This is a genomic window from Paraburkholderia piptadeniae (assembly GCF_900007165.1).
GTDB classification, from domain to species: domain Bacteria; phylum Pseudomonadota; class Gammaproteobacteria; order Burkholderiales; family Burkholderiaceae; genus Paraburkholderia; species Paraburkholderia piptadeniae.
In genome coordinates this window covers 1-20898 of record NZ_CYGY02000027.1, presented here as the reverse complement: position 1 = coordinate 20898, position 20898 = coordinate 1, and the positions used below count along the sequence as shown (strand labels likewise).

Sequence of the window (20898 nt, the reverse complement as noted above, 5' to 3'; positions counted from 1 at the left end):
CCCTTTCGACCCTGTCAGCTTGCGTGCACATCATTGCGCTTCAGGCATACGTTTGCGAGAGCGAGCACGTTTTCGGCGAAGAGTTCGGGTGTCCAGTCATGGATTGTTGTTTCCGCGTTGCGGGCGAGCTTTTCGCGAAGCGCATGGTCTTCGGCGAGCTGCCTCATTTTTTTCGCGAGCTGCTCGACGTCGCCGGGTCGAACAATGAAACCGTTGATTCCGTCGTAGACAAGTTCGTTCGCGCATCCGCAAGTCTGCGACACGATCGCTGGCCGCCCCGCAGCCATCGCCTCATTGACGCACAGCCCCCACTGGTCGAATGCGCTGGCGAGCACAATGAAGTCGGCAAGCGCATAAAAGGCCGGCATGTCGCGGTTCAGCACCGCTCTGAAAATCAGGACCCGCTCGCTTAGCCCGAGCGCGGCAACCTGTTCGCGTATCGTCTGCTCGAGCGGACCCTGCCCGACCAGGACGAGGGACAACCCTCGTTACGCAAGCCCTGAGCAGGCGAACGCCTCCAAAACGAGTGGCACATTCTTGCGCTCCACAAAGCGGCTCACGCACAGCACGTATCGCGTCGGCAAGGCGAAGCGGTATCGCTCGCTGTCGGCGTGTGCGCGCGCATGCCTTGCGGCGTCGCAGAAGTACGCAACGTCGATGACATCAAGGCCGACACGTGATCGGTGCAAGGGAATGCCGAGCGACTCGGCGTATCGACGATGTTTCTCACCGGCCACAAGTGCACCATCGAAGCGTGAGACGAGAATTCTTTTTAAGGCTTCCTTGAGTCGGTGCCGTTTGCCGTCGTCAGCCTTCGAGTCCGACATATAGACCAGCTTGAATCGACGCGTCAGCGTCCTCACCAGACACAGGTAAATCGAATAGCTGGTGTTGTAGCCGAGCGTGATGACAACGTCGGGGCGCGTGGCACGTACGATCACGCCGAGCCGTGCCGCCACCGTCAGCCAATGCTTGCGGCCTGCAACGGTACCCTTGAAGACTGTAATCATCTCGGACGGCACATCTTGCAGGAACGCCCTGCGATCGCTTTGCGGATAGTCATAGAAGCTGGTGTATTCGAACAGCTCTACGAGGGATACCTGACATCCGTGTCTCAAGGCGAGCTGCACGAGCGCGCGATAGCGTGGGATGTGATAGTCGCTCAGGTTGCCGATAACGAATTGAATGCGCATAGAAGCGATCTAACCAGGTGCCATACGTCGCGTTTCACTGCTGCTGCGTGAAGGCGCGGGACGTCTGGCCGCACGAACGGATTGGCCTCAATGCGATCGGCCTACCGCACAGAGAAAAAAACCGTCTCCGCGCTGCAATCATTGGACTGGCCTCGTCAGCCCGACTCCCTTTTTTACATTTTGACTAGTGCGTCTTTACGCCAGAATCTGGCTCATTTGCGCCATCGGCAACGCGCATGAAGATTGGGTCAACAACCGATTACGCCATGGGTGTGCTTCCCACCAAGCGCGGTGAGCTGCAAATGGCGGCTGGCGTGATTTATGCACGAGTTGCTGCGCCGACGCGCGAGAAGGCGAAGTGCTGGTTGGGGACACCCAGGGGTGCACTTGGCGAGCAAGTAGTAAGCGCGTGGGAGGACACGAAACCATGAACAATCTCTTCTTCAGAAGCACGCGTCGAGTGCTCAAAGGTGCAGCGTCGCTCATGCCCGACGATTTCTATTTGGCGCTTTCCCATCGTCGAAGAATCGGGCGGTTCCCGAACATGAAGCATCCGACGGCTTTCAACGAAATGATTCTGATGCGATGCCTGCACCCGGATCCGCGCTGGAGCAGTCTGACCGACAAGCTGAGGGTTCGCGAATACGTAAGGGAACGCATCGGGGAGAAGCACCTCATTCCGTTGCTTGCGGCCCCCGATGTTTTTACGAAAGAGGTTTTCGACTCACTCCCCTCATCGTTCGTCATGAAAGCGAATCACGGTTCCAACTTCGTCGAAGTCGTCTGGGACAAGTCGAAAAGATCGTTCGAAGAACTGCGTCGCCTTGCCGACAGATGGTTGAACATTGACTATTACCGGGTCGCGCGTGAACAACACTATAAGGGCATTCAGCCCCGCATCTTCTTTGAGACCCTGCTTCTGGACCGATCGGGCACCGTTCCGGCCGATTACAAAATGCACATGTTCGGCCACGGTCCAGACGGTCCGATAATTTATACGGGTATCATTTCCGATCGTTTTGGCAAGCCTCGCGCCGATGTCTACGACCCCCGGTGGAACAGGCTTGACCTGGCGTGGGGCGACTACGCGCGCAGCGAACGCGCCGTGGCGCGACCGTCGAACTGGGAAGAACTGAGCAACGTTGCCATGCTGCTGGCCGATGGGCTCGGCTACGTGCGCGTGGATCTCTACGCGCATGACGAGCAGATATTTTTCGGGGAGCTGACGTTTACGCCCGGGGGCGGGACGATGCCCTATACCCCCGATCATTGCGATTATGAGTGGGGAAGTATCCTGAAAAACGCCAACTACTCCGTCGCTTAAGGATAGGTGCACAAACCACCGGCGAACGCCCGGGATTGCGACAACGCGAGCATCGAAGGTTTGCCAGGGCGGGGCATGCAGGTAGAGTCCAGCTGTAATCGTTGAAAGTAAAGCCTCTCACCCACTGGCGCTCAAGGCAGCTCAAGCCGTGGATTGCGCGGGGACCAAGGAAAATACCGGGAAATGAACGATATCGTTTTCAAAGATGAAGCGCTTGTGACCGCATCGGGCGAAGCGGCGAACAAGCCTTCTTCGATGAATTGCAAGGCGACGTAGCTGATTGTCGACTTCTATGTCATCCTGATCAGTTGACGCTTTATTGTATGGAAGCGTTCTCCACCAGACCGCCTGCCTGATCCAGAGCCACGAATGTTAAGCCGACTGGGTATCGATCAATGCTGCGGCCTTTTCCAACAACATAGGGCGGGCAAACAAATAGCCTTGCACCATCTTGATGTCCAAAGACCGTAGCATGGCCAGTTCGGCGGCAGTTTCAACGCCCTCCGCGATGAGGACGCTATCCGTCTCCCTGGCAAAGACCACCATTGCCGATGTCAGGGCACGCTTGCTCAGGTCGTCTTCGATGCCACGAATCAGGCTTGCGTCGAGCTTGATGAGATCGGGATGCAGGCGCAGGACGTGACGCATGCTGGCGAAACCGGCACCGGCGTCATCAACCGCGACGCGTACTGACGCCGCCCTGAGCGGCGCAAGGGCTTCGATAAGCGCTCCATAGTCCGCCACATGGCTATGTTCCGTGAGTTCCAGCACCACACGCCTGCCCGGCATTCCTCTCAACACCCTGGTGAGGTCGCCGCACAAAATGGTGTCAGGGGAAACATTGACGGCCACGTAAGCCGGTTGAAGTCGTGGTAACCCTTCCAGTGCCTGGCGAATTGCAGCGAGCTCAAGCTCTTTTCCCAGACCGACTTTCGCGGCGCTCGCAAACCATTCGTCTGGCGACCCATGACGGAAGCGGGCAAGCGCTTCGAAGCCGATCACGTGTTCATCGTCCAGCGAATAGACAGGCTGATACACGACCGACAGTTCATGGTTGGTCAGGACCTGACGTATGCGTGCGACCATTTCGTCATGCTCGTGGGTAGCGTCCCACTCACGCTCGACCTCGTGAGCCACGAGTTCCGCGAAGGCCGCCATCACCTGCAGGTCCCGCTGGTTCAATGAAGGATCCCGTGCGTGGTTAAAGCAGCACAAGGCCCCGTAGACCCGGCCGCCTTGCAGTCGGATCGGCACGCTCAGATGTGCTCCGACAGGCCAGGTCGTCGTGGTCGGGAGTCTCTGGGCCGTGGGTACGCGCAGGGTGTCGCGGATGAGGCCAGGCAAACGACCGTCGACCACGCGGCCACATAAAGTCTCCGCGAGTAAGCACGAATCACCCACCGCCATCGGTGCGGTCGCTGCGGCGTCGACTTGCCGGAACACGAGCCGTTCGCCGGTAAATTCGGCGACGAATGCGACATCCATGCCTAAATGAGTGCGCACGGCCTGGACAATGCGCGCGATCGCGCCGATTCGCCCGCCGGAGGGGCGCCGACGCAAATGCGAAAGCAAGGTACTGATCATCGCCCTGGCTTGCATAAGTCTCCTGTCGCAGGGGTGCGATCGAGGCGCCGCATGTGCTTATGTCTTGTAGAGCTCATCAAGGCGGAGGGGCCACCCCATCAGACGCTCACCACTGGATAAGCGCGTAACGTTGCGACTATGCGGCCACCACGCGATTGCGTCCCTCACCTTTTGCGCAATAAAGCCGCTGGTCAGCCGTGCGGAAAATCATGTCAATCGAGTCGCCATCCGGGCCGAACTGCGCGACGCCGATGCTGACGGTGAGGGCGATTTGCTCTCCCGGGGCGGCCTCGAACTGCCTGCCGGCGATCGTCGCACGAATCAGGCCGGCGATCGTACTCGCAACGTCCAGCCTGGTTTGGGGCAACAGGATCATGAACTCCTCCCCGCCCATGCGTGCCACCCCTTCGTACGGGCCGATCACCTCGACACATTTCTGCACGAAACTTTGCAGGACAACGTCACCGGCTTGATGTCCGTAGCTATCGTTGATCGCCTTGAAGTTGTCAAGATCGAGCGCCAGCAACGAAAACGGCGTGCCGTCGCGCTTCGCGCGCGCGATCTCCTCCTCCACACGGACAATGAAGTACCGCCGGTTCACGGCACCGGTCAGCGGATCTGTGGCGGCGAGGTGTTCGAGCTTCTGGTTGGTCCGTTGTAGTTCCTCGAGCGCTCGCTCGGTGCGGATGCTCGCCGCGGCGAGCCGTGCGATCATCACTTCCTGACTGTAGACGGTCGCAAACGAGCGCGTGGTATGAAAGGCCTGGACGACGGCGTAGCTCAATAAAAAGAAGCCGCCCGCAAAGATCAGGTGGGCGAGCCACCACATGTGGTTCCAGGGCCGCCCGAGCAGGAACGCGAGCGATGACAGCGCGAACCAGGTCACCGAGATACCGAACGTGACCATCAGCGGCGAACGAATGCGGCGGACCATCAACGCGGTGACGTTGAGCGCCGAAAAGAGCAGCGCGGCGGACTCCAACGAGCGTATGAGACCCACACTGGCGATCGTTGTACTGGCCACCGCCGCGACGAATGCGTCAATCAGCACGAACGCGGCAATCCATGTTCCCCAGAGGCGAATGTTCGTGCGCGTGCCAGCTTCGTCGGGCTGGCGGCCGAACGAGAGCAACCCGACGAGCAGCAGGACGGCCATCGCCAGGCGTGAGGCGGGTCCGTAAAGCAGAAACAGCCACATATGGTGGTGGGCCAATCCCGTGAACGCGCCATGCAGCGTATAGATCAGCACAAAGCCCAGAAAGCCGAGCGTCAGCCAGCGTAGCAGCGGTTCGCCCGATGAACGATAGCAGCGCCAGGTGACGTACGTAACGAACGCGCCTTCGGCCGTCGCGGCGGCGATCGCGACTTCGTGGAACGCGTGATTCTCGAACGTGAGGGACGGCGCCTGGACGCCGGCAAGATACGCGATCGCGCCAGCCGGAAGCAGCGCAAACCCGGCGATGAGCAAGCGCGCGTAGGCCCGCGTGACGACGCCAATGCCCGACGCCGGGGTGTGGACGATCAAGATGTCGCTCATTCGTTTCCCCTCCGATCTTTAACAATCGAGTCGAGCGCTACGGTCATTCCTTCAGAGGCTAGCTTGTCACCAGAGGATCGCCAGTCGTTCTTTCCGGCTGTGCTGTTCGCGGTAATCGGCGTCTGGGCGGACCAGCCGGCCACAGGTCGGCGCCCAAACCGCCGTCATGCGCGACTGATCCGTCACCTCACCAGGCCGGCATTCATGCATGGCGCACGGGCCATCCAGGGTGAGCCTAATTTCCTATCATAGGAGGTTTGCTTGTAAAAGCCACTGGCGACAATAACGGGCCTACCCTCGATTTCAATGCATTTTGCGACGGTAGCTTGGTCTTGCCTTGATGCGGGTTTGCGAGCCGGCCCTATTAAAATACCTCGCGAAATCAGGCAATTGCTGTCTGGTTCTTTTCACTTTTTGATCACGTGTGGCCGCGCGTCGGAGTGCGGCAAGCCCTGTGCTCATCGGGTGGGATTCGGGTAACGACGTGCCAGAGAACACTACGAATCAAACCAGCCGCCGCTGCTTCGCATTCAGATCGGCGACGCCCGGCAGCAAATAATGTGCATAGCGTTCGATCGGGAAATCGAACGTTCCGCGCAGATTGATATTTTCAAGATGCGTCGGCGCGATGCGCCGCAAGTCGCCGGCCTGAACGGTCTCTCCACTCGTCGCCTCTATCTGGTCGACCGCGCGCTGCATGTGGATCGTGTTCCATGCCATCACGGCATTGGAGAGCAGAGCCAGTGCCGAGGACACCGCCGCGAGCGAGTCATTGTGCCTGGTCAGTTCCAGTGGAACCCTGCCGGTGTGGATCGGCCCGCTGCACGGTATGGACTGCCTCGCAACGATTGAGCACATGCTGCAGCTCGGCGCGGAACGCTGAATTGTTGAGGTGATCGATCAGGTATATGGTCCGGAATAGCCGCCCGATATGGGTGCCGCCATCGTATACCGGCTGTCTGCGTGCGGCTGAACCGAAGCGCGATAACGCCTGCACGGCGGTGCATTGGCCGGTCTGCACTGAAGCGGCGACCCGCACAAGATCGTCCCACATGCTCGATCAGATTCATCCTGACATCGCGATCGGTGACGGCAATCAGTTCCGCAGGGACGGCATGGTGCTGCGGGACGTGCAAACGCCGGTCGCGAAGATGCGAGAGTCGCGGGCACAGGTCAAAACCCAGGATGCGTGCGAGCCCATTGTGTAGTCTGTATCCATGGGTATCGACGGCGAGCTGGCAACAGCGTCGGCACTGCTTTGACGTATCACGCCTTCGATCGCTGCCCCGGCCTTCAGCTCATTGAGGATGATGGGTTGATCGTAGAAAATACCCCAGCGATCGCGCACATGCGTGTGCATACCGATCGATCTCGTGCGTCGACGCGGGTCGACCCAAGCTTGCCAGACGGTACGAGCTGTTTCCAGCGACATCATGTCCGACGATGCCAGGTCGGCGCGCCTCAATGTGCCGCGATCGGATGCCAATGCATGAATTTCAGCAGCTGCATCGGTGGCCTGTCGCAGTTTCCGTTCATCGGCAATGCGGTTCATCATCTGCCTGATCGTCGCGGAAGCCAGTTCCAGTACCATGCGTGCGATGTCGGCCCGCTGTCAGCGATGTCCCGCGTGCCAGGACCGCCGCGTAGACCATCAGCAATTCGACGCGCGAGCGGGGTTCGCGTCCGAGTAGAAGCGAACTGAAACGCGTCGCGCTGTGAATCTCGAGAATGATTTCAGGCAGTTGCCCATCCGGGCTGGCAGAGAAGATCGCCCGCCGCAAGGCCTCGAGCGCGGGATTCGAAGCTTGCACCGACAGTGGATCAAGATGCACCGCGCTGTCAATATGTACGTCACCGCGCATGGTTGCGTCGCGCTGCACGTTCAAGCTCCGGTCAAGATGTTTGATAAGCGGGCCAAGGAATTCTTTCGGGTCTTGCGGCAGCTTGAGATGTCCATAGAAATGGTTTCGTTTCACTTTCCATTCGTTCCATTCGTCCGCGGCCACTTCAATAGCGTGCTCGCAAACCTCGTCGGGAATCGTATGCTGCACGGGCTCGCGGAGGCCGCCATCAACGCAACCGACAAAACGCTGTTTCAATAGACGTGCTCGGTTGCAGGTCAGTGCCGTGCCGTTCGACCGCGACGAGACGCCGCCGCGCGAATAGCGCGCGCATGCAGGCACATGCCCTGCGGATCGCGTGCTCAGTCGAACGGCGTGTAAGGCAGCGCGCGCTTGTGCCGGGTGCTTTCATAGAAGCGGATGACGGTATCGAACACCGCTTCACTGACGGGCTTGCCTTCTAGAAAGTCGTCGATGTCCTCGTATCGGATGCCGTATGCGTCCTCGTCGAGACGTTGCGGTCGCAACATCTCAAGATCGGCGGTCGGCACCTTGTGCGCGAGCGCGTCGCTTGCGCCGAGCGCGCTGGCGAGCGCGCGGATGCGCCGCTTGTTCAGGCCCGCGAGCGGCAGCACGTCTGCGCCGCCGTCGCCGAATTTCGTGAAGAAGCCCATCACCGATTCCGCCGCGTGGTCCGTGCCGATCACGATGCCGCGCCGCGCGCTCGCCGCCGCGTACTGCGCGATCATCCGCGCGCGTGCCTTGATATTGCCGTGCACGAAATCCTGTTGCTTGTCGTCGTCGAAGCGCAGGCCGCTGGCGGCGAGCGAGGCGAGCGTCGCGTCGGCGGTGGCGCGGATGTCGATGATCAGTGTTTCGTCGGCGCGGATGAACTCGAGCGATTGCTGCGCGTCTGTCTCGTCGTGCTGGGTGCCATAAGGCAAACGCATCGCGACGAAACGCGCTTCGTATTGTGTGCTGCGCAGCCGTTCGACCGAGAGTTGCGCGAGGCGTCCCGCTGTCAATGAATCGACGCCGCCGCTGATGCCGAGCACATAAGTTGAAAGTCCGCTCGCACGAAGGTAGTCGGCGAGAAACGCGACGCGCTGCTCGATTTCGTGCTCGGCGTCGAATGTGCGGGCAACATGTAGTTCTGCCGCGATTTGCCGCTGACGCGCGGCGCGTTCATGCCGGTTCATTTTTGGCCCGAAAAGAGCGCTCATATGAGTGTCGATGATTGCATGAACGCGCCGAATTTGGTGCGTCGGCACGCGTTGTCTGGTTCGCCCCTCTTACGTCGAGGTTTACCACCGGTTCTTGACGTGCCATCAGCAACAGCGCCGGTGGGCTCCCGCGCTCCAGCTGGGCGCCCGCAGCGGCACCAAAGGCAATAATTACGTGCTTCTGCAGCCAGATTCGCAGTAGTTCCCGTTGTTTTCCGGCTGCGGCGAATTGTTATACGGTCGATGTTCCGGTATGTTAACCGCTCCAAAAGTTATATCGGTTGATTTCCGACTTTTGGTGCGTGTTATCCCGCCAGTTGTGATGGTTTTCGTGAGGCTAGACCCCTATCGATTTGACTGGCGTGCATTTTTTCCCCGTGCGAAGATTTTGAAGTGTGGCCACGCCACACTTTCCTTGAGACGACCTACGCCGAAGCTTCGGGGCTTAGCACGCCGAGATGGCTCTGGTGGGATAAGCAACGTCGTTCCACGTGAAATTGAAAAAAAATAGCCCGCATGTCTTCATTGTCTAAGCACGCGGCCTTTTCTTTTTTTGCCTTCGAACGACCGGGGTGATAAAACGCGCCGCACGCGCCTTTCTCCCTGTGCGCGGATATTTGAGTTGACGCCAAACCACGGATGCAGCACCAGAGGACTGCCGACAAAGTAAGGGTGCATCCGCACAGCGGACGACGCTAAAGCCCGAGAGTGAGGATGAGAAAGCGAAATGACCGTGAATCACGACCGCATTCGTTCGGACTCCGTGTAATTTCACATCAGCTTTGTCGGCAGGCGTTCGCGTCCCTCCAGCCTTCTGCCCCGCCCCGGGAGGCAGCCAATCAAATGAACAGCTTGTCTTGAGGTTTGTTCAACGCCTGCCCGCAAGCGCCGGCGCGCGCTTCCGAGCCCGCAGACATGGGCAGGCGTCGAACAAACCTCAAGATGACCGGCGGTTCAAGGCTCCGAAGGGTGGCCCCGTGATGAGCCGGTGATGCGCCCGGCCTCTAGTGCCGCCGTCGCGGACCGGTGAACGTGAATTCCGCCAGCCACGACATTGCGACACGGTATATGAACGGTTGCCAGCGGATCTTTCGGCAAAACGAATAACCTGGCAACGCTTACGAAGTGGGTAAACCCCAGTCCAGTACGCGGACGGTCAGACCATACGACATCAACGCGGCAAAGCTCGGGACTCGTCAGCTCTCGCAGACATGGCCAGCGGACTGATGGATCGGCGCCCGCTCCCGGAACACCGCTTTGATACAACCGCAGACTGTCGATCGATAACCGGCCAAACACCGAGCGATAGGCCATGCGATGGTCGCCTTTGCCGGCCAGACCGCCGCACTGACACACGCTCAGTCGCGTAATCGCTTCCCCAGGTTCGCAGACCCGACTTCAGCCCCCGCTTCTATGAGGACTTGTTTGTCAAGCTGGGGGGCTCTGCGTGAATGCAGGAGCCGCGCCCATGAAGCCACACGCGAACCATCGCCGCCCCTCAGTCCCTCTCCAACGCCGTAATCAAGCGCTCACGCCGCGACAGCGCCTGCAAACCCCGCTTGCCGAGATGCGCCGCGACCAGATTGAGCAGGCCTTCACAAAAGATCAGATACGCGCCCATGCTGTTGCTGAAGAAGCTGCTCTCATGGGGGATCAGAAACGCGTGACGCGCGGGCGGCACCAGCGGCGACGCGAGCGTATCGGTGATCGCGATCACGGTCATGCCGGCCCCGGCAGCCACCACGGCAGCCTCGGCGACGCTGCGTGTATAAGGCGCGACGCTCGACACCACGACCACGTCGCCCGGCTGCAAATGCGCGAGTCCTTGCGCGACGCCGATTCCCTGCGCATCGAGCAATGCGACATCGGTGCGGATCATCCCGAGCCCATAACAAAGAAAACCCGCGAGCGCGCTGAACTGCCTCACGCCATGCACGCGCACGCGCGGCGCGTCGGCAAGCAAAGCCGCCGCGCCGCGCAGATCCGCAGCAGACAGGCGCGCAAGAAACGTCTCGACGTTGCCGATCGATTCACGCGCCAGTTTCGCCACGACTTCGACCTCGGGCGACGCCCCGTCATCAACGCGCGTCCGCGCACGCGCTTTCTTGTGGGTGACCAGCCGTTCCGCCTGATGCGTATAGAAATGCCGATGACGCTGGGCGAGTGAGTCGCGAAACACGCTCTGAAAGTCCGCAAAGCCCGCATAGCCGAGCTTCGTGCTAAGCCGCGTCAACGTCGATGCATTCACGTCCAGCGCCGTCGCCAGATCGGTAATGGTACGGACGGCGACTTCCTCCGGCCGTTCGAGGAGCCGCGCGAGCACCGTATGTGCCTTGCCGCCGAGCGAAAGCCCTGCCTCGTCGCGGCCGATGCGCACTGCCAGTTCGCGCAGCCCGTCCACGCTGCGCGGCGCGGCGCCGAACGTGTCAGGCGCCCTCGCCTCATCGTTATTCGCGGCCGTGCGGCGCGTCTTGCGTTTGTCTGTGTCCATCGATCAACCGGTACTGGGGCGGCGGGTCCCAGGCTGTTCATAAACGAGCCATTCTAAGTGAGACGCCTTGATCACGATATCGGCGGTTGCGAGCGTGTTTTCGTCGTCCCTGTCGGTGGGATCGGTGCGATAGATCGGCAGCGACGCATCGTGAGTGTCTGCGAGAATTGCAAGCGGGTCCGGCGCGCGCCCTCCTTCGCGCGTCTCGCACAGCATGGCGTCGCCGCGCCGCTGCCGGTCACGCGAGGAGTCCGTCACGAGCTGGGCATAGCCGCTCATCGCCGGATGGATTGCGTGATTCGCATGCAGCGACGGCCGGGTGATTGTCTGCACCGAACAGCCATGCGCGCTGTACCCGACACTGAGCGCTGCGGCGCTAACGCGGTGCCCGAACGTCAGATGGAAGCCGCCCGCGCGCGGGTACGGCCAGCCTGTGCGCGACCTCCACGCGGTGCAGCTCGAGCCGTCGCAGATCACGTATATCGAAGAGCAGCTGCCGTTGCGTATGACAACGCATTGGCTGCGAAGGTCGAGCTGCTGCTGGAAGTGCTGGCGAACACGGCGCTCGCGCGGGGGCGGTCCGGTTTCATCGAGCGCAGCTTCACGTATCAACCGTGTTTCGTCCGATCCCCGGCCTTGTTCATCATGAGCGTGATGAATCGGCTCCTGTCGATCACCATCCGCTCATGAAAGCCCTCTGCGACGACATTCGTCCCGGCACTGAACCCGACAGCGCAAGCGTCGCTACCGTCGCTGACGTGCCTCAATGTTCAGGACGCAGCGGATGTGCCTGTCTCCGGGGTAAGGAACTGCCTGAACCGGAGCTCGCCCTGCTGGCGTACTTCGAAGTCTACCCCTGCGTCCGTGAGGGTGAAGAGCGCCGTCGCGAGGGTGTTTTCTTCGTCAGGGTCGGCCGGGTCGTCGCGATAAATCGGCAGGCCCGTGGGTGCCTTGTCCGACAGCACCTGCAGCAGCCTCGGGCCACTGATGTCGCCAGGGGCCGCAAGCAATTGGTCGAGCCGGGCCTGCCGGTCGCCGGACGAGCCGGTGACAATCTGCGCCTCGACGTCGCACCCGGGATGGATAAGATGGTTCGCGTGGCCCGACACTCTGGGGACATCCAGAACCGAACACCGCCTGACTGTCGCCTCAATGCTCAGCAGCCGCGCGTCGCCGACGCAGCCCAGCGTATGGTGAAAACCGCTCGCACGCTGCACGCGGTTGAGGACATGCACCGAGGCATCAAGCGAACCCGCGTCGAGCACGGCGCGCGAGAGGACCATGCGCGGAACGCCAACGGCCGGCTGTCTGATGCGGAGATTGTTGATCGCCTGAACCAGACCTGCGCGATTGACGGCGAAGGTATGTCCGGGCAGTGAGCCGGGATAGTAGAAGCTCACGAACCCGGGCTTGCCGGTTGGACGGATGTCTACCAGCGAACACTTGCCGCGCAGGTATGGGTCGCCGTCTTCGTTGTGCGCGATGAAACGTGCGTCCGGGGCTCTCGCCGCCAGCGTGGTGCAGCCGTCCGGCGCGTTGTGAATCAGTTCGCCCCGGCAGTTCCAGATGAAAACGTCTTCCGCCGGCCAGCCGAGGCCGGCCGCCATGCCGTCGATTTCGGCGACCTGATCCGGATACGCGGCTTCGGCGGCCTGTCGCAGGCCCTGCACAAACTGGTGTCCTCGCCACTGGCTGACTACCCGCCAGGCGGAGCTCTGTCCCATGTACGCGTCCATCACCGGACGCGCCGCTTCACCAAGAGCAATACCAATTTCGTACGGCGAGCCGGAGATGACGGTAGGAGTAAATGCCTGCATAAACATAACCCCTCGCTCAGGCGACGTGCTTCAGGAAGTCTTTCAGCCGAAGCGTAGGCGGCCGTTCGACCAGTTCTGTTGGTTCACCATCCTGGGCAATCCCGCCCTGGTCCATGAACAGCAGGCGCGTGCCGACGCGCTTCGCAAATCCGATTTCATGCGTCACGACAATCATCGTCATGCCTTCGGTCGCCAGGTCCTGCATAACCTTGAGCACTTCGTGCCGCAGCTCGGGGTCCAGGGCCGAAGTCGGCTCATCGAAGAGCATCAGCTTCGGCCGGATGGCGAGCGCCCGCGCAATCGCCACACGCTGCTGCTGGCCGCCGGACAATTCGGACGGGAAGTGATTGGCCCGTGATTCGAGACCGACCTTGTCGAGCAGTGCCATCGCCTGGTCGCGCGCCTCGGCCCGGGAGGCTCCGCGCACCTGGATAGGGCCGAACATGACGTTCTCGAGCGCGGTCATCTGCGGGAACAGGTTGAACTGCTGGAAAACCATACCGGCTTCGAGGCGGATGTTGCGAATGACCGACGCGTTCCCCTTGACGCTCTGACCATCCACCAGCAATTCGCCGCCCGAGATCTTCTCCAGTGCGTTGATGCATCGAAGCATTGTGGACTTGCCCGACCCGGAGGGCCCAACGACGACCACGACCTCGCCGGTATCGATACGCAGATTGATGTCCTTGAGCACGGGCACGTGGCCGAAGCTCTTCGAGACACTGTGAAATTCGACCATGCTCATAGTATGCGCATCCTCTTTTCAACAAGACGCAGCGTGATTGTCATCACACCCGTCAGCAGCAGGTAGATGAGTGCCACGACCGTCCAGATTTCGACCGCCCGGAAATTCCCGGCAATGATTTCCTGTCCCTTGCGCGTCAGCTCGCCCACACCAATGACGATGAACAGCGACGTGTCCTTGAGGCTGACGATGCACTGGTTGCCGAGCGGCGGAATCAGCCGGCGGAATGCCAGCGGTCCGACGACTTTCAGCAGCACCCGGGGCATCGACAGACCCATCGCCAGACCCGCTTCCGTGAGCCCCTTGGAAATTGACAGCAACGCGCCACGTACGACTTCACTGAGATAGGCCCCGGAGTTCACGGTGATGGCGATGATGGCGGCTGTCAGGGCATCGATGCGGATATGTGCAAGCAGCGGCAGCGCGAAGTACAGGAACATGACCTGCACGACAATCGGCGTGCCGCGGATTAGCTCGATGTAGAGCTGCGCCAGAACGTTCAGTACGGTGGGTCCATACGCCCGGAACATGCCGGTAATCATGCCGACGATGAACCCACCGACGAGCCCGACGAAGGCAATGAATACCGTCAGCTTCACTCCGTCCACCAGGTCCGGAAGTGCAGCCCAGATAGCTGACCAATCGAATTCCACAAGTCACTCCTTGTTGACTCATCAACAGCGCGGCGACTTGCGCCGCGCCCCGATTCCGGACGATTACGACTTGGGCGGCTCGGAACCGAACCATTTCTTGTACAGTTTGGCGTAGCGGCCATCCGCCTTGATTTTTATCAGCTCATCGTTCACCTTCGGCACGAGCGGACTGCCCTTCGGGAAGCCGATGCCATATTTGTCACCACTGACCGGGGCGCCCGCAACCTTCACCTTGCCCTTACCTTCCGTGTTCACGAAATACAGGACATTCGGCGTATCGTGCATTGCCGCATCGACGCGACCCGCTTCCAGCGCCAGATATGCCTGGTCAATGTTCGGGAACTGGCGGATTTCCTTCGGCTTCAGGTGTGCCTTGATCCAGTCAATGGTCGCCGTGCCCGTTTTGGCACCGATGACCTTTCCGTTCAGGTCGTTGATGGACTTGATGCTGGTGTTATCGACCTGAACCATGGCCGCGAGCCCGCTGTCATAGTACGGATCGGAAAAGTCGATGGCCTTCCTGCGCTCTTCCTTGATGGTCATACCCGAGAGCGCCACATCGATGTTCTGGGTCTGAAGAGCCGGAATCAGGCCACTGAAATCCATCGGCTGTATCTTGTACTTCCAGCCCTGGTCTTTCGCGATTTCGGCCCACAGGTCGAGGTCAAAGCCGACGTACTTGTCACCTTGCTTGAATTCGAACGGCATGAATGAGGTGTCGGTGCCAACGACCAGTTCTTTACTCTGCGCATGCGCGATGTTCGTGCCGAGCATGGCTAAGGCAATGACCGACATGAGGAAGGAACGACGTCCCATGATTCTCTCCGCAATGATAGACGATGCCCCCACCAGGATGCGGGGGACGGGCGACAACAACCTGGGCGCATTACAACGTACGATGTTATATTTGTACATCGGCACAACATCTGTTGTCACGACGAATACTAGTACACCAAAAACAGACGTCAATAAGAATTCAGTAGTGAGAAACCCTGGCCGCGCGGCGGCGGGCTCAGGAAGGCTCGTCAGGCTGGTGACTTACCGACTGAATGCGGCGGTGTCAGCTGACGTACGAACCCTTCTCGTGCAGGGCCCGCTCGGCGTCGGTCAATTGCCTGACGGCGTCTTTGCCCTCGAGCGCCAGCAGGTGTGCCACGAGGGATTCGGCAATGGCCGACGCAGCGACCAGCGAGGGGAAGAAGGATGGGCTTTCGTGCGAAAACAGGAGCACCTGGTCCGCGTTCAGCGCAATCGGTGACACCGCGCTATCGGTGATGGCGACAAGCCCGCTGCCCTGCTCCTTTGCTGCTTCGGCGACCCGCACCGCTTCGCGGGAATAGGGCGCGAAGCTGACAACAACTGTTGCATGCCCTTTGGCGATGCTGCGCAGCTGCATTTCCAGCGTCCCTGCCTCGCCAGTCACAAGACTCACAGAGGGTCGAAAAAGCCGGTAGCCGTAAACCAGACCAAACGCAACCGGATAGCAGGAGCGGAACCCGGCGATGTGGACGTGAAGCGCTTTCTTGAGCAACCTGGCCGCGTCCGGTATCCGGGCGCCGCTCTGCGCGACGGTCGCCTCGAGGTTGTGCTGCTGCGCGACCGCCATATGTATCGCCAGGGCCTGGCGGGAGCCGCCTTTCAGGAGCGCCCGAGCCTTGCTGCTTAAGGGCTCGGGACGGGTGCGAAGGCGGGCGACGTAGATTTCGCGCAGATCGTTCCAGCCTGGAAAGCCGAGCGTCTGGGACAGCCGGACGAGGGCCGCCGGCTGTACCCTCGCACCGGCCGCCACTTTCCGCATCGAGGAAACCGCGATTTCGTCAGGAAAATCCAGCAGGTACGCGGCGGCTGTCTGGAACTGCGGACTGAATTCCGGGAACCTGGTACGGATGAGCGCGGCCAGTTCGTCGAAGCTGGGTGGCATGTGCGGCCCCGATGAGGTGACAACAAATGTTATGTAGCGGCTGTCATCCTGGCAAGGTGCCCATTCACGCCGCGCTGCGGGATTCGGGACCCGGGGCTGGCCGTCGCTGTTCGGACATGACCATTTCCACAACATCGGTGGCCGACTCCTGCCAGCAGCAGGCCATGTGCAATGAGGCGGTCACGCGCGGGAACGGGGCCAGCGCTGCTCCGATACCGCGCTGGCAGGCTGCAGCGTTGAAGATGACAGAGGGAATGGCGACAACGGGTTGCACGGGTAAACACCGGATCCCAACATTTGTTTCTGTTGACTATAGTAATGGCAACATCCGTTGCATAATTTCGCGGCGGGTGACCGGCCTCGTGAGTCCGTGGGACTTCCAGGTCACGGGTACGCGGCAGTACCTCGACAGTCAACGATGGAGTCACCCGATGGCATTTGAAACGCTTCTTTATGGCGTGCAGGACGGGATTGCCGAAATCCGGCTGAACCGTCCGCACCGGTTGAATGCAGTGACGCAAAAGCTTTACGACGAACTGAATGAAGCGTTGACCATGGTCGAGGCCGACCGCGGCGTGCGGGTTGCACTCATTACCGGTGAGGGTCGGGCGTTCTGTGTGGGCGCGGACCTCAAGGAGCACAAGGCCGGCCGTACGCCCTTTGAGCGCCGGGAGTACCTGCGGGGCGAGCAGGTGGCCTGCAAGCGGCTTCTCACGCTCGGCAAGCCCGTGATCGCTGCTGTCAATGGTTTCGCTCTCGGCGCGGGGGCGGAAATCGCGATTGCGTCCGACTTCCTCCTGATGGCCGAGAGCGCACAGATTGGGCTTCCGGAAATCAGCATCGGCAATTTTCTCGGAGGAGGAATCACGCACCTCCTGCCCCGGCTGGTTGGGCTTGCCAAGGCTCGGGAACTCGTTTTTCTGGGCGAGCGCATTGACGGGCCGGAGGCGGTGCGCATTGGCCTCGCGAATCGCACCTTTCCTGATGACGGCTTCCTGGAAAGTGCCCGCGCTTTCGCCTGGCAGGTCGCCAGCAAGGCTCCGCATTCGATGCGACTCGCGAAAAACCAGCTTAACTTCGCGGGGGAAGGCAGCTTCGAAGCAGCGCTGACCGCAGAGCTGGAGGGCATGATGTTTTGCTCGACGACCAGGGACTGGCAGGAGGGCGTCGATGCGTTTGCCGAAAAGCGTGCACCGGTCTTCAAGGGAGAGTAAGCATGCCAATCCGTAACCTTCACGATGTGTTCTATCCGGACTCCATCGCAGTGGTCGGTGCTTCAAGGGATGAAACCAAGCGCGGTTTCCGGTCCATCCAGAAGCTGCTTGAAGACGGCTTCCCCGGCGCGATTTATCCCATCAATCCCAAAGAACCAGAAATCCTCGGCTTGAAATGTTATGCAAGTGTCGAGGAGATTCCGCAGGCTTTCGACCTCGCACTCGTCTGCACGCCGGCGAAGGCACTTGCAAAAGTTATCGAGCAATGCGGGAAGAAAGGCGCGAAGGGTGCGGTGGTGCTCGCCGGCGGTTTCGCGGAGGCTGGTGACGACGGCCGGCGGCTTCAGGAAGAGATGGTCAGTGTGGCGCGCCAGTACGGCGTTCGCATCGTGGGGCCCAATACCTCGGGCATGTTCAACACCCACAAGAACTGCAACATCGTTGGTTTCAGCAACCTCAGGAAGGGCGACATTGGGCTCCTTTCACAGTCCGGCAACATGGCCCTTTCCCTGGTGACAGAGGCGCAGGCGAATGGTCAGATTGGCCTGTCGACCTATGTCGGCATCGGCAACGAGTCGGACATCCGGTTCCATGAATATCTCGACTATTTCGCGGATGACGAGAACACGAGGGTCCTGGTTGCGTACGTCGAAGGAATGCAAGACGGCGCCGCATTCCTCGAGGGGTTGCGACGCATCACCCGCAAGAAACCAGTGGTCCTGTACAAGTCGGGCCGCACCAGCGCCGGCATCAGTTCGGCGAAATCCCACACCGGCGCGCTTGCCGGCGACTATGCGGTGAGCGAGGGCGTCCTGCGCCAGGCCGGCGCAGTCCTGGCCACGAAATCGGACGAAATCATGTCGCTCGCTGAAGCGCTGTCGCTGCTCAAGCCACTCAGATCGCGTCGCGTGGCGGTGCTTGCCGACGGTGGGGGGCACGCCACGATTGCCGCTGACTCGTTGAGCGAATCGGGACTCTCACTGGCGACGCTCTCCCCGGAATCGCGGGCACGCCTGGCCGGAATCCTTCCGCCTTCGGCCGCGACCGCCAACCCTGTCGATGTCGCGGGCGGCACAGATTCAAACCCCGCCGTATTCGCCGAGTGTGCGCAAATCCTTCTTGGGGATCCGGAGGTCGATGGCCTGCTGATTACGGGACTCTATGGAGGCTATGGCGTCCGTTTTTCACAGTCATTGACGCCCATCGAGATGGAAACTTCCGCCAGGATCGCCCAGATTCACAACGAATCTGGCAAGCCGGTGGTAGTTCACAGCCTCTACGGCAGCTTGTATGCCGATTTGCGCCCAGCCCCGCTGGCCGGTATTCGCGAAGCGGGTATTCCGGTCTACGACTCCCTGGAAATGGCCGTCCGTTGCCTTCAGGCACTCGCTGAGGTCGGAGAAGCACGCTCCCGGACCGACTGCCCGGTACCGGCGCCAGCCAAACGTTCGAGCACTTTCGGGCAGATTGTGGATATCTGCCGCGCCGAGGACCGTGCCGTCGTCCTTGAGCACGAGGCACGGCAGGCGCTGGCCGACGCCGGTGTTCCCATGACTGCGAAGGCAGTCCTTGCACGCAGCCCTGGCGAAGCGGTGGAGGCATTCCGGCAGCTCGGCGAGGTGCCGGTTGCAATGAAAGTCGTCTCGCGTGACATCATCCACAAGTCCGACGCGGGGGGAGTCAAACTGAACGTCAGCAACGTGGGCGCGGTCAAGCAGGCCTTCGACGACATTCTTGCAAACGGCCGTCAATTCGTCCAGGACCCAGACATCTCTGGCGTGCTTGTGACACCCATGGCGCCGAAAGGAGGAGTCGAGGTCATCGTGGGTGTAGTGCGCGACCCGACCTATGGTCCTGTCATGATGTTCGGGCTCGGCGGAATACTGGTTGAGGTACTCAAGGATGTCGTGTTCCGCTCACTGCCTCTGACCGAAGGTGACGCGCGTCAAATGCTCGAAGAGATACGGGCAGCCGAGATTCTGAACGGCGTTCGCGGTGCGCCTCCGACCGATAAGAATGCGCTCGTCCAGTTGATGCTGGGCATCTCGGCGTTGTGTACTGCATTTCCAGAAATTGAGGAACTGGATCTCAACCCGGTGATGGCCTATCCGTCGGGAGTAGGTATTCTCGATGCACGGATCCTGCTCGATGCCGCCCCGCAAACCGCAGCCACTGAATGAATCACGGAGCCAATATGACACCCGTCCCAACTCTGACGGACGCGATCATCACCCGCAGTGACCGCGTCGTGACGTTGACGCTGAATCGTGATGACGTTCGCAACGAATTGACTGGCACAAAGCTCGTGGAGGATATCGAGGGGACAGTCGCGTGGATCAATGCAAACGAAGACGTGGCGGCTCTGATTATCACTGGCGCTGGCAAGGCATTTTCTTCGGGCGGGAATATCAAGCATATGTTTCACCGCGAAGGCAGCTTCGGTGGTGACGTCTACGAGGTTCAGAACCGCTATCGTGCCGGGATTCAGCGGATTCCCCTGGCCATGCAGAAGCTCGAGGTGCCGTCCATTGCAGCAATCAATGGAGCAGCTGTGGGCGCGGGCTTCGACCTCGCATGTATGTGTGACATCCGGCTGGCGGTGCCCGATGCCATCCTGGGCGAGACGTTCATAAACGTTGGAATTGTTCCGGGCGACGGTGGCGCGTGGTTCCTGCAGCGTCTTGTTGGTTACGAGCGCGCGGCTGAACTCACCTTCTCAGGACGCACCTTCAACGGCGAAGAAGCAAAGGCAATGGGCATTGTCCTTGACGTTGCGGCACCTGACGACCTGCTCGAAGCTGCACAGCGTCTTGCACAGGTTTTCGCCAGCAAGCCGCCTCAGGCGCTGCGGTTGACCAAGAGGCTAATGAAAAACGCGCAGCGGATGGAACTCGCGGACTTCCTTGACCACTGCGCAGTCTTCCAGGGGATGTGCCACAACACCGACGACCATATTGAAGCGCTTGCAGCAACGCTCGAGAAGCGGCTACCCATCTTCAAAGGGCATTAGTCGGTTATGGTAATCATATAGCTGCCCCCTCCGTTCGACGCAAACGGCGGCTGGCCTAGAGTCAGGGTGCGAACACCGACGTGACGCACAGGAGGCCGCATGAACAGGTTGGCGCGAGTTTACGTTGTTCACGAAGATAGATCAGCCAGGCGCGGATGTCTTCCGGGCCGAGCACCCGGTCGATCGACCGAAGTGCCGGGCTAAACTGGAAACCTGATGAAGGTAGGACTGCTGTGTGTTTGGCGCTAGTGTCGCGAGTTAGAAATTCGTAGACAAAATCGCTTGACGCTAGCGAGGATGTCGTCGGCCGATTTGGTCCAGTTGAAAGGTCTCGGATCAGTGTTG

General features: G+C 60.5%; 18 protein-coding genes and 5 pseudogenes. 5 read left to right on the top strand and 18 right to left on the bottom strand.

What is annotated here, in order from left to right:
- Positions 1-14 precede the first annotated feature (14 nt).
- Together BN2476_RS48180 and BN2476_RS48175 are read right to left on the bottom strand one after the other, a co-directional pair.
- Complete coding sequence (locus BN2476_RS48180; protein ID WP_235850828.1) at positions 15-482, bottom strand: glycosyltransferase; 468 nt, start codon at positions 480-482, stop codon at positions 15-17.
- Between the two features lie 6 nt (positions 483-488).
- Positions 489-1130: a glycosyltransferase family protein gene (locus tag BN2476_RS48175; RefSeq protein WP_235850827.1), complete on the bottom strand. Its 642-nt coding sequence runs from the start codon at positions 1128-1130 to the stop codon at positions 489-491.
- Between the two features lie 490 nt (positions 1131-1620).
- Here BN2476_RS48175 and BN2476_RS14265 point away from each other — a divergent pair, with 490 nt between their 5' ends.
- Complete coding sequence (locus tag BN2476_RS14265) at positions 1621-2517, top strand: ATP-grasp fold amidoligase family protein (protein WP_087734832.1); 897 nt, start codon at positions 1621-1623, stop codon at positions 2515-2517.
- A gap of 372 nt (positions 2518-2889) precedes the next feature.
- Here BN2476_RS14265 and BN2476_RS14260 read toward each other — a convergent pair whose 3' ends face one another.
- The 10 genes and pseudogenes from BN2476_RS14260 to BN2476_RS14230 all read right to left on the bottom strand — a co-directional run.
- Positions 2890-4116 carry a sensor domain-containing phosphodiesterase gene (locus BN2476_RS14260; RefSeq protein ID WP_087734831.1) on the bottom strand — a complete coding sequence of 409 codons (1227 nt, stop codon included), beginning with the start codon at positions 4114-4116 and terminating at the stop codon, positions 2890-2892.
- Positions 4117-4237: 121 nt separating this feature from the next.
- Positions 4238-5638 (bottom strand): GGDEF domain-containing protein, encoded by a 1401-nt coding sequence (locus BN2476_RS14255; RefSeq protein WP_087734830.1) that lies wholly within the window; start codon positions 5636-5638, stop codon positions 4238-4240.
- A 504-nt stretch (positions 5639-6142) separates the two neighbouring features.
- Entirely contained in the window at positions 6143-6496 is a 354-nt protein-coding gene (locus BN2476_RS49330; RefSeq protein WP_268957901.1) for a Tn3 family transposase, read from the bottom strand.
- Positions 6408-6822 (bottom strand): annotated as a pseudogene (locus BN2476_RS49325) (Tn3 family transposase). The gene BN2476_RS49330 and the pseudogene BN2476_RS49325 overlap by 89 nt, the downstream one beginning before the upstream one ends.
- Positions 6735-7193, bottom strand: a complete 459-nt coding sequence (locus BN2476_RS49320; RefSeq protein WP_268957900.1) for a Tn3 family transposase — start codon at positions 7191-7193, stop codon at positions 6735-6737. The pseudogene BN2476_RS49325 and the gene BN2476_RS49320 overlap by 88 nt, the downstream one beginning before the upstream one ends.
- A complete protein-coding gene (locus BN2476_RS48170) occupies positions 7171-7737 on the bottom strand; it encodes a hypothetical protein (protein WP_235850826.1) in 567 nt (188 codons plus the stop codon). The genes BN2476_RS49320 and BN2476_RS48170 overlap by 23 nt, the downstream gene beginning before the upstream one ends.
- 104 nt (positions 7738-7841) lie before the next feature.
- Positions 7842-8678: an NAD(+) synthase gene (gene nadE / locus BN2476_RS14245; protein WP_087734829.1), complete on the bottom strand. Its 837-nt coding sequence runs from the start codon at positions 8676-8678 to the stop codon at positions 7842-7844.
- Positions 8679-9829: 1151 nt separating this feature from the next.
- Positions 9830-10088: pseudogene (locus BN2476_RS14240) on the bottom strand (ISKra4-like element ISBte1 family transposase); the annotation flags it as partial.
- A 112-nt stretch (positions 10089-10200) separates the two neighbouring features.
- The gene (locus BN2476_RS14235; protein ID WP_087734828.1) at positions 10201-11193 is read right to left on the bottom strand and encodes a MurR/RpiR family transcriptional regulator; all 993 of its coding nucleotides are present in this window, start codon (positions 11191-11193) and stop codon (positions 10201-10203) included.
- Positions 11150-11613 (bottom strand): annotated as a pseudogene (locus BN2476_RS14230) (carcinine hydrolase/isopenicillin-N N-acyltransferase family protein); the annotation flags it as partial. The pseudogene BN2476_RS14230 and the gene BN2476_RS14235, both read right to left, overlap by 44 nt.
- On the opposite strand from BN2476_RS14230, the pseudogene BN2476_RS48165 reads away from it, so the two are divergent.
- Positions 11609-11766: pseudogene (locus BN2476_RS48165) on the top strand (N-formylglutamate deformylase); the annotation flags it as partial. The pseudogenes BN2476_RS14230 and BN2476_RS48165 sit on opposite strands and share 5 nt — an antisense overlap.
- A gap of 197 nt (positions 11767-11963) precedes the next feature.
- Here BN2476_RS48165 and BN2476_RS14225 read toward each other — a convergent pair.
- The 5 genes from BN2476_RS14225 to BN2476_RS14205 all read right to left on the bottom strand — a co-directional run bounded on the left by BN2476_RS14225 (position 11964) and on the right by BN2476_RS14205 (position 16329).
- Positions 11964-13010 carry a C45 family autoproteolytic acyltransferase/hydrolase gene (locus tag BN2476_RS14225; protein WP_087734849.1) on the bottom strand — a complete coding sequence of 349 codons (1047 nt, stop codon included), beginning with the start codon at positions 13008-13010 and terminating at the stop codon, positions 11964-11966.
- Positions 13011-13026: 16 nt separating this feature from the next.
- A complete protein-coding gene (gene glnQ / locus BN2476_RS14220; protein ID WP_162497874.1) occupies positions 13027-13755 on the bottom strand; it encodes a glutamine ABC transporter ATP-binding protein GlnQ in 729 nt (242 codons plus the stop codon).
- Positions 13752-14408: a glutamine ABC transporter permease GlnP gene (gene glnP / locus BN2476_RS14215; protein WP_087734827.1), complete on the bottom strand. Its 657-nt coding sequence runs from the start codon at positions 14406-14408 to the stop codon at positions 13752-13754. The genes glnQ and glnP overlap by 4 nt, the downstream gene beginning before the upstream one ends.
- A 63-nt stretch (positions 14409-14471) precedes the next feature.
- The gene (gene glnH, locus BN2476_RS14210) at positions 14472-15224 is read right to left on the bottom strand and encodes a glutamine ABC transporter substrate-binding protein GlnH (protein ID WP_087734826.1); all 753 of its coding nucleotides are present in this window, start codon (positions 15222-15224) and stop codon (positions 14472-14474) included.
- A 244-nt stretch (positions 15225-15468) separates the two neighbouring features.
- Positions 15469-16329 carry a MurR/RpiR family transcriptional regulator gene (locus BN2476_RS14205; RefSeq protein WP_087734825.1) on the bottom strand — a complete coding sequence of 287 codons (861 nt, stop codon included), beginning with the start codon at positions 16327-16329 and terminating at the stop codon, positions 15469-15471.
- Positions 16330-16760: 431 nt separating this feature from the next.
- Between BN2476_RS14205 and BN2476_RS14200 the strand changes: the two genes are divergently transcribed.
- The 3 genes from BN2476_RS14200 to BN2476_RS14190 are packed head-to-tail and all read left to right on the top strand — an operon-like array spanning position 16761 to position 20553.
- Entirely contained in the window at positions 16761-17543 is a 783-nt protein-coding gene (locus BN2476_RS14200) for an enoyl-CoA hydratase/isomerase family protein (protein ID WP_087734847.1), read from the top strand.
- A gap of 2 nt (positions 17544-17545) precedes the next feature.
- On the top strand, positions 17546-19723 hold the full coding sequence (locus BN2476_RS14195; protein ID WP_087734824.1) for an acetate--CoA ligase family protein: 2178 nt from the start codon (positions 17546-17548) through the stop codon (positions 19721-19723).
- The gene (locus tag BN2476_RS14190; protein ID WP_235850825.1) at positions 19720-20553 is read left to right on the top strand and encodes an enoyl-CoA hydratase-related protein; all 834 of its coding nucleotides are present in this window, start codon (positions 19720-19722) and stop codon (positions 20551-20553) included. The genes BN2476_RS14195 and BN2476_RS14190 overlap by 4 nt, the downstream gene beginning before the upstream one ends.
- Positions 20554-20614: 61 nt before the next feature.
- Here BN2476_RS14190 and BN2476_RS48160 read toward each other — a convergent pair.
- Positions 20615-20898 (bottom strand): annotated as a pseudogene (locus BN2476_RS48160) (hypothetical protein); the annotation flags it as partial.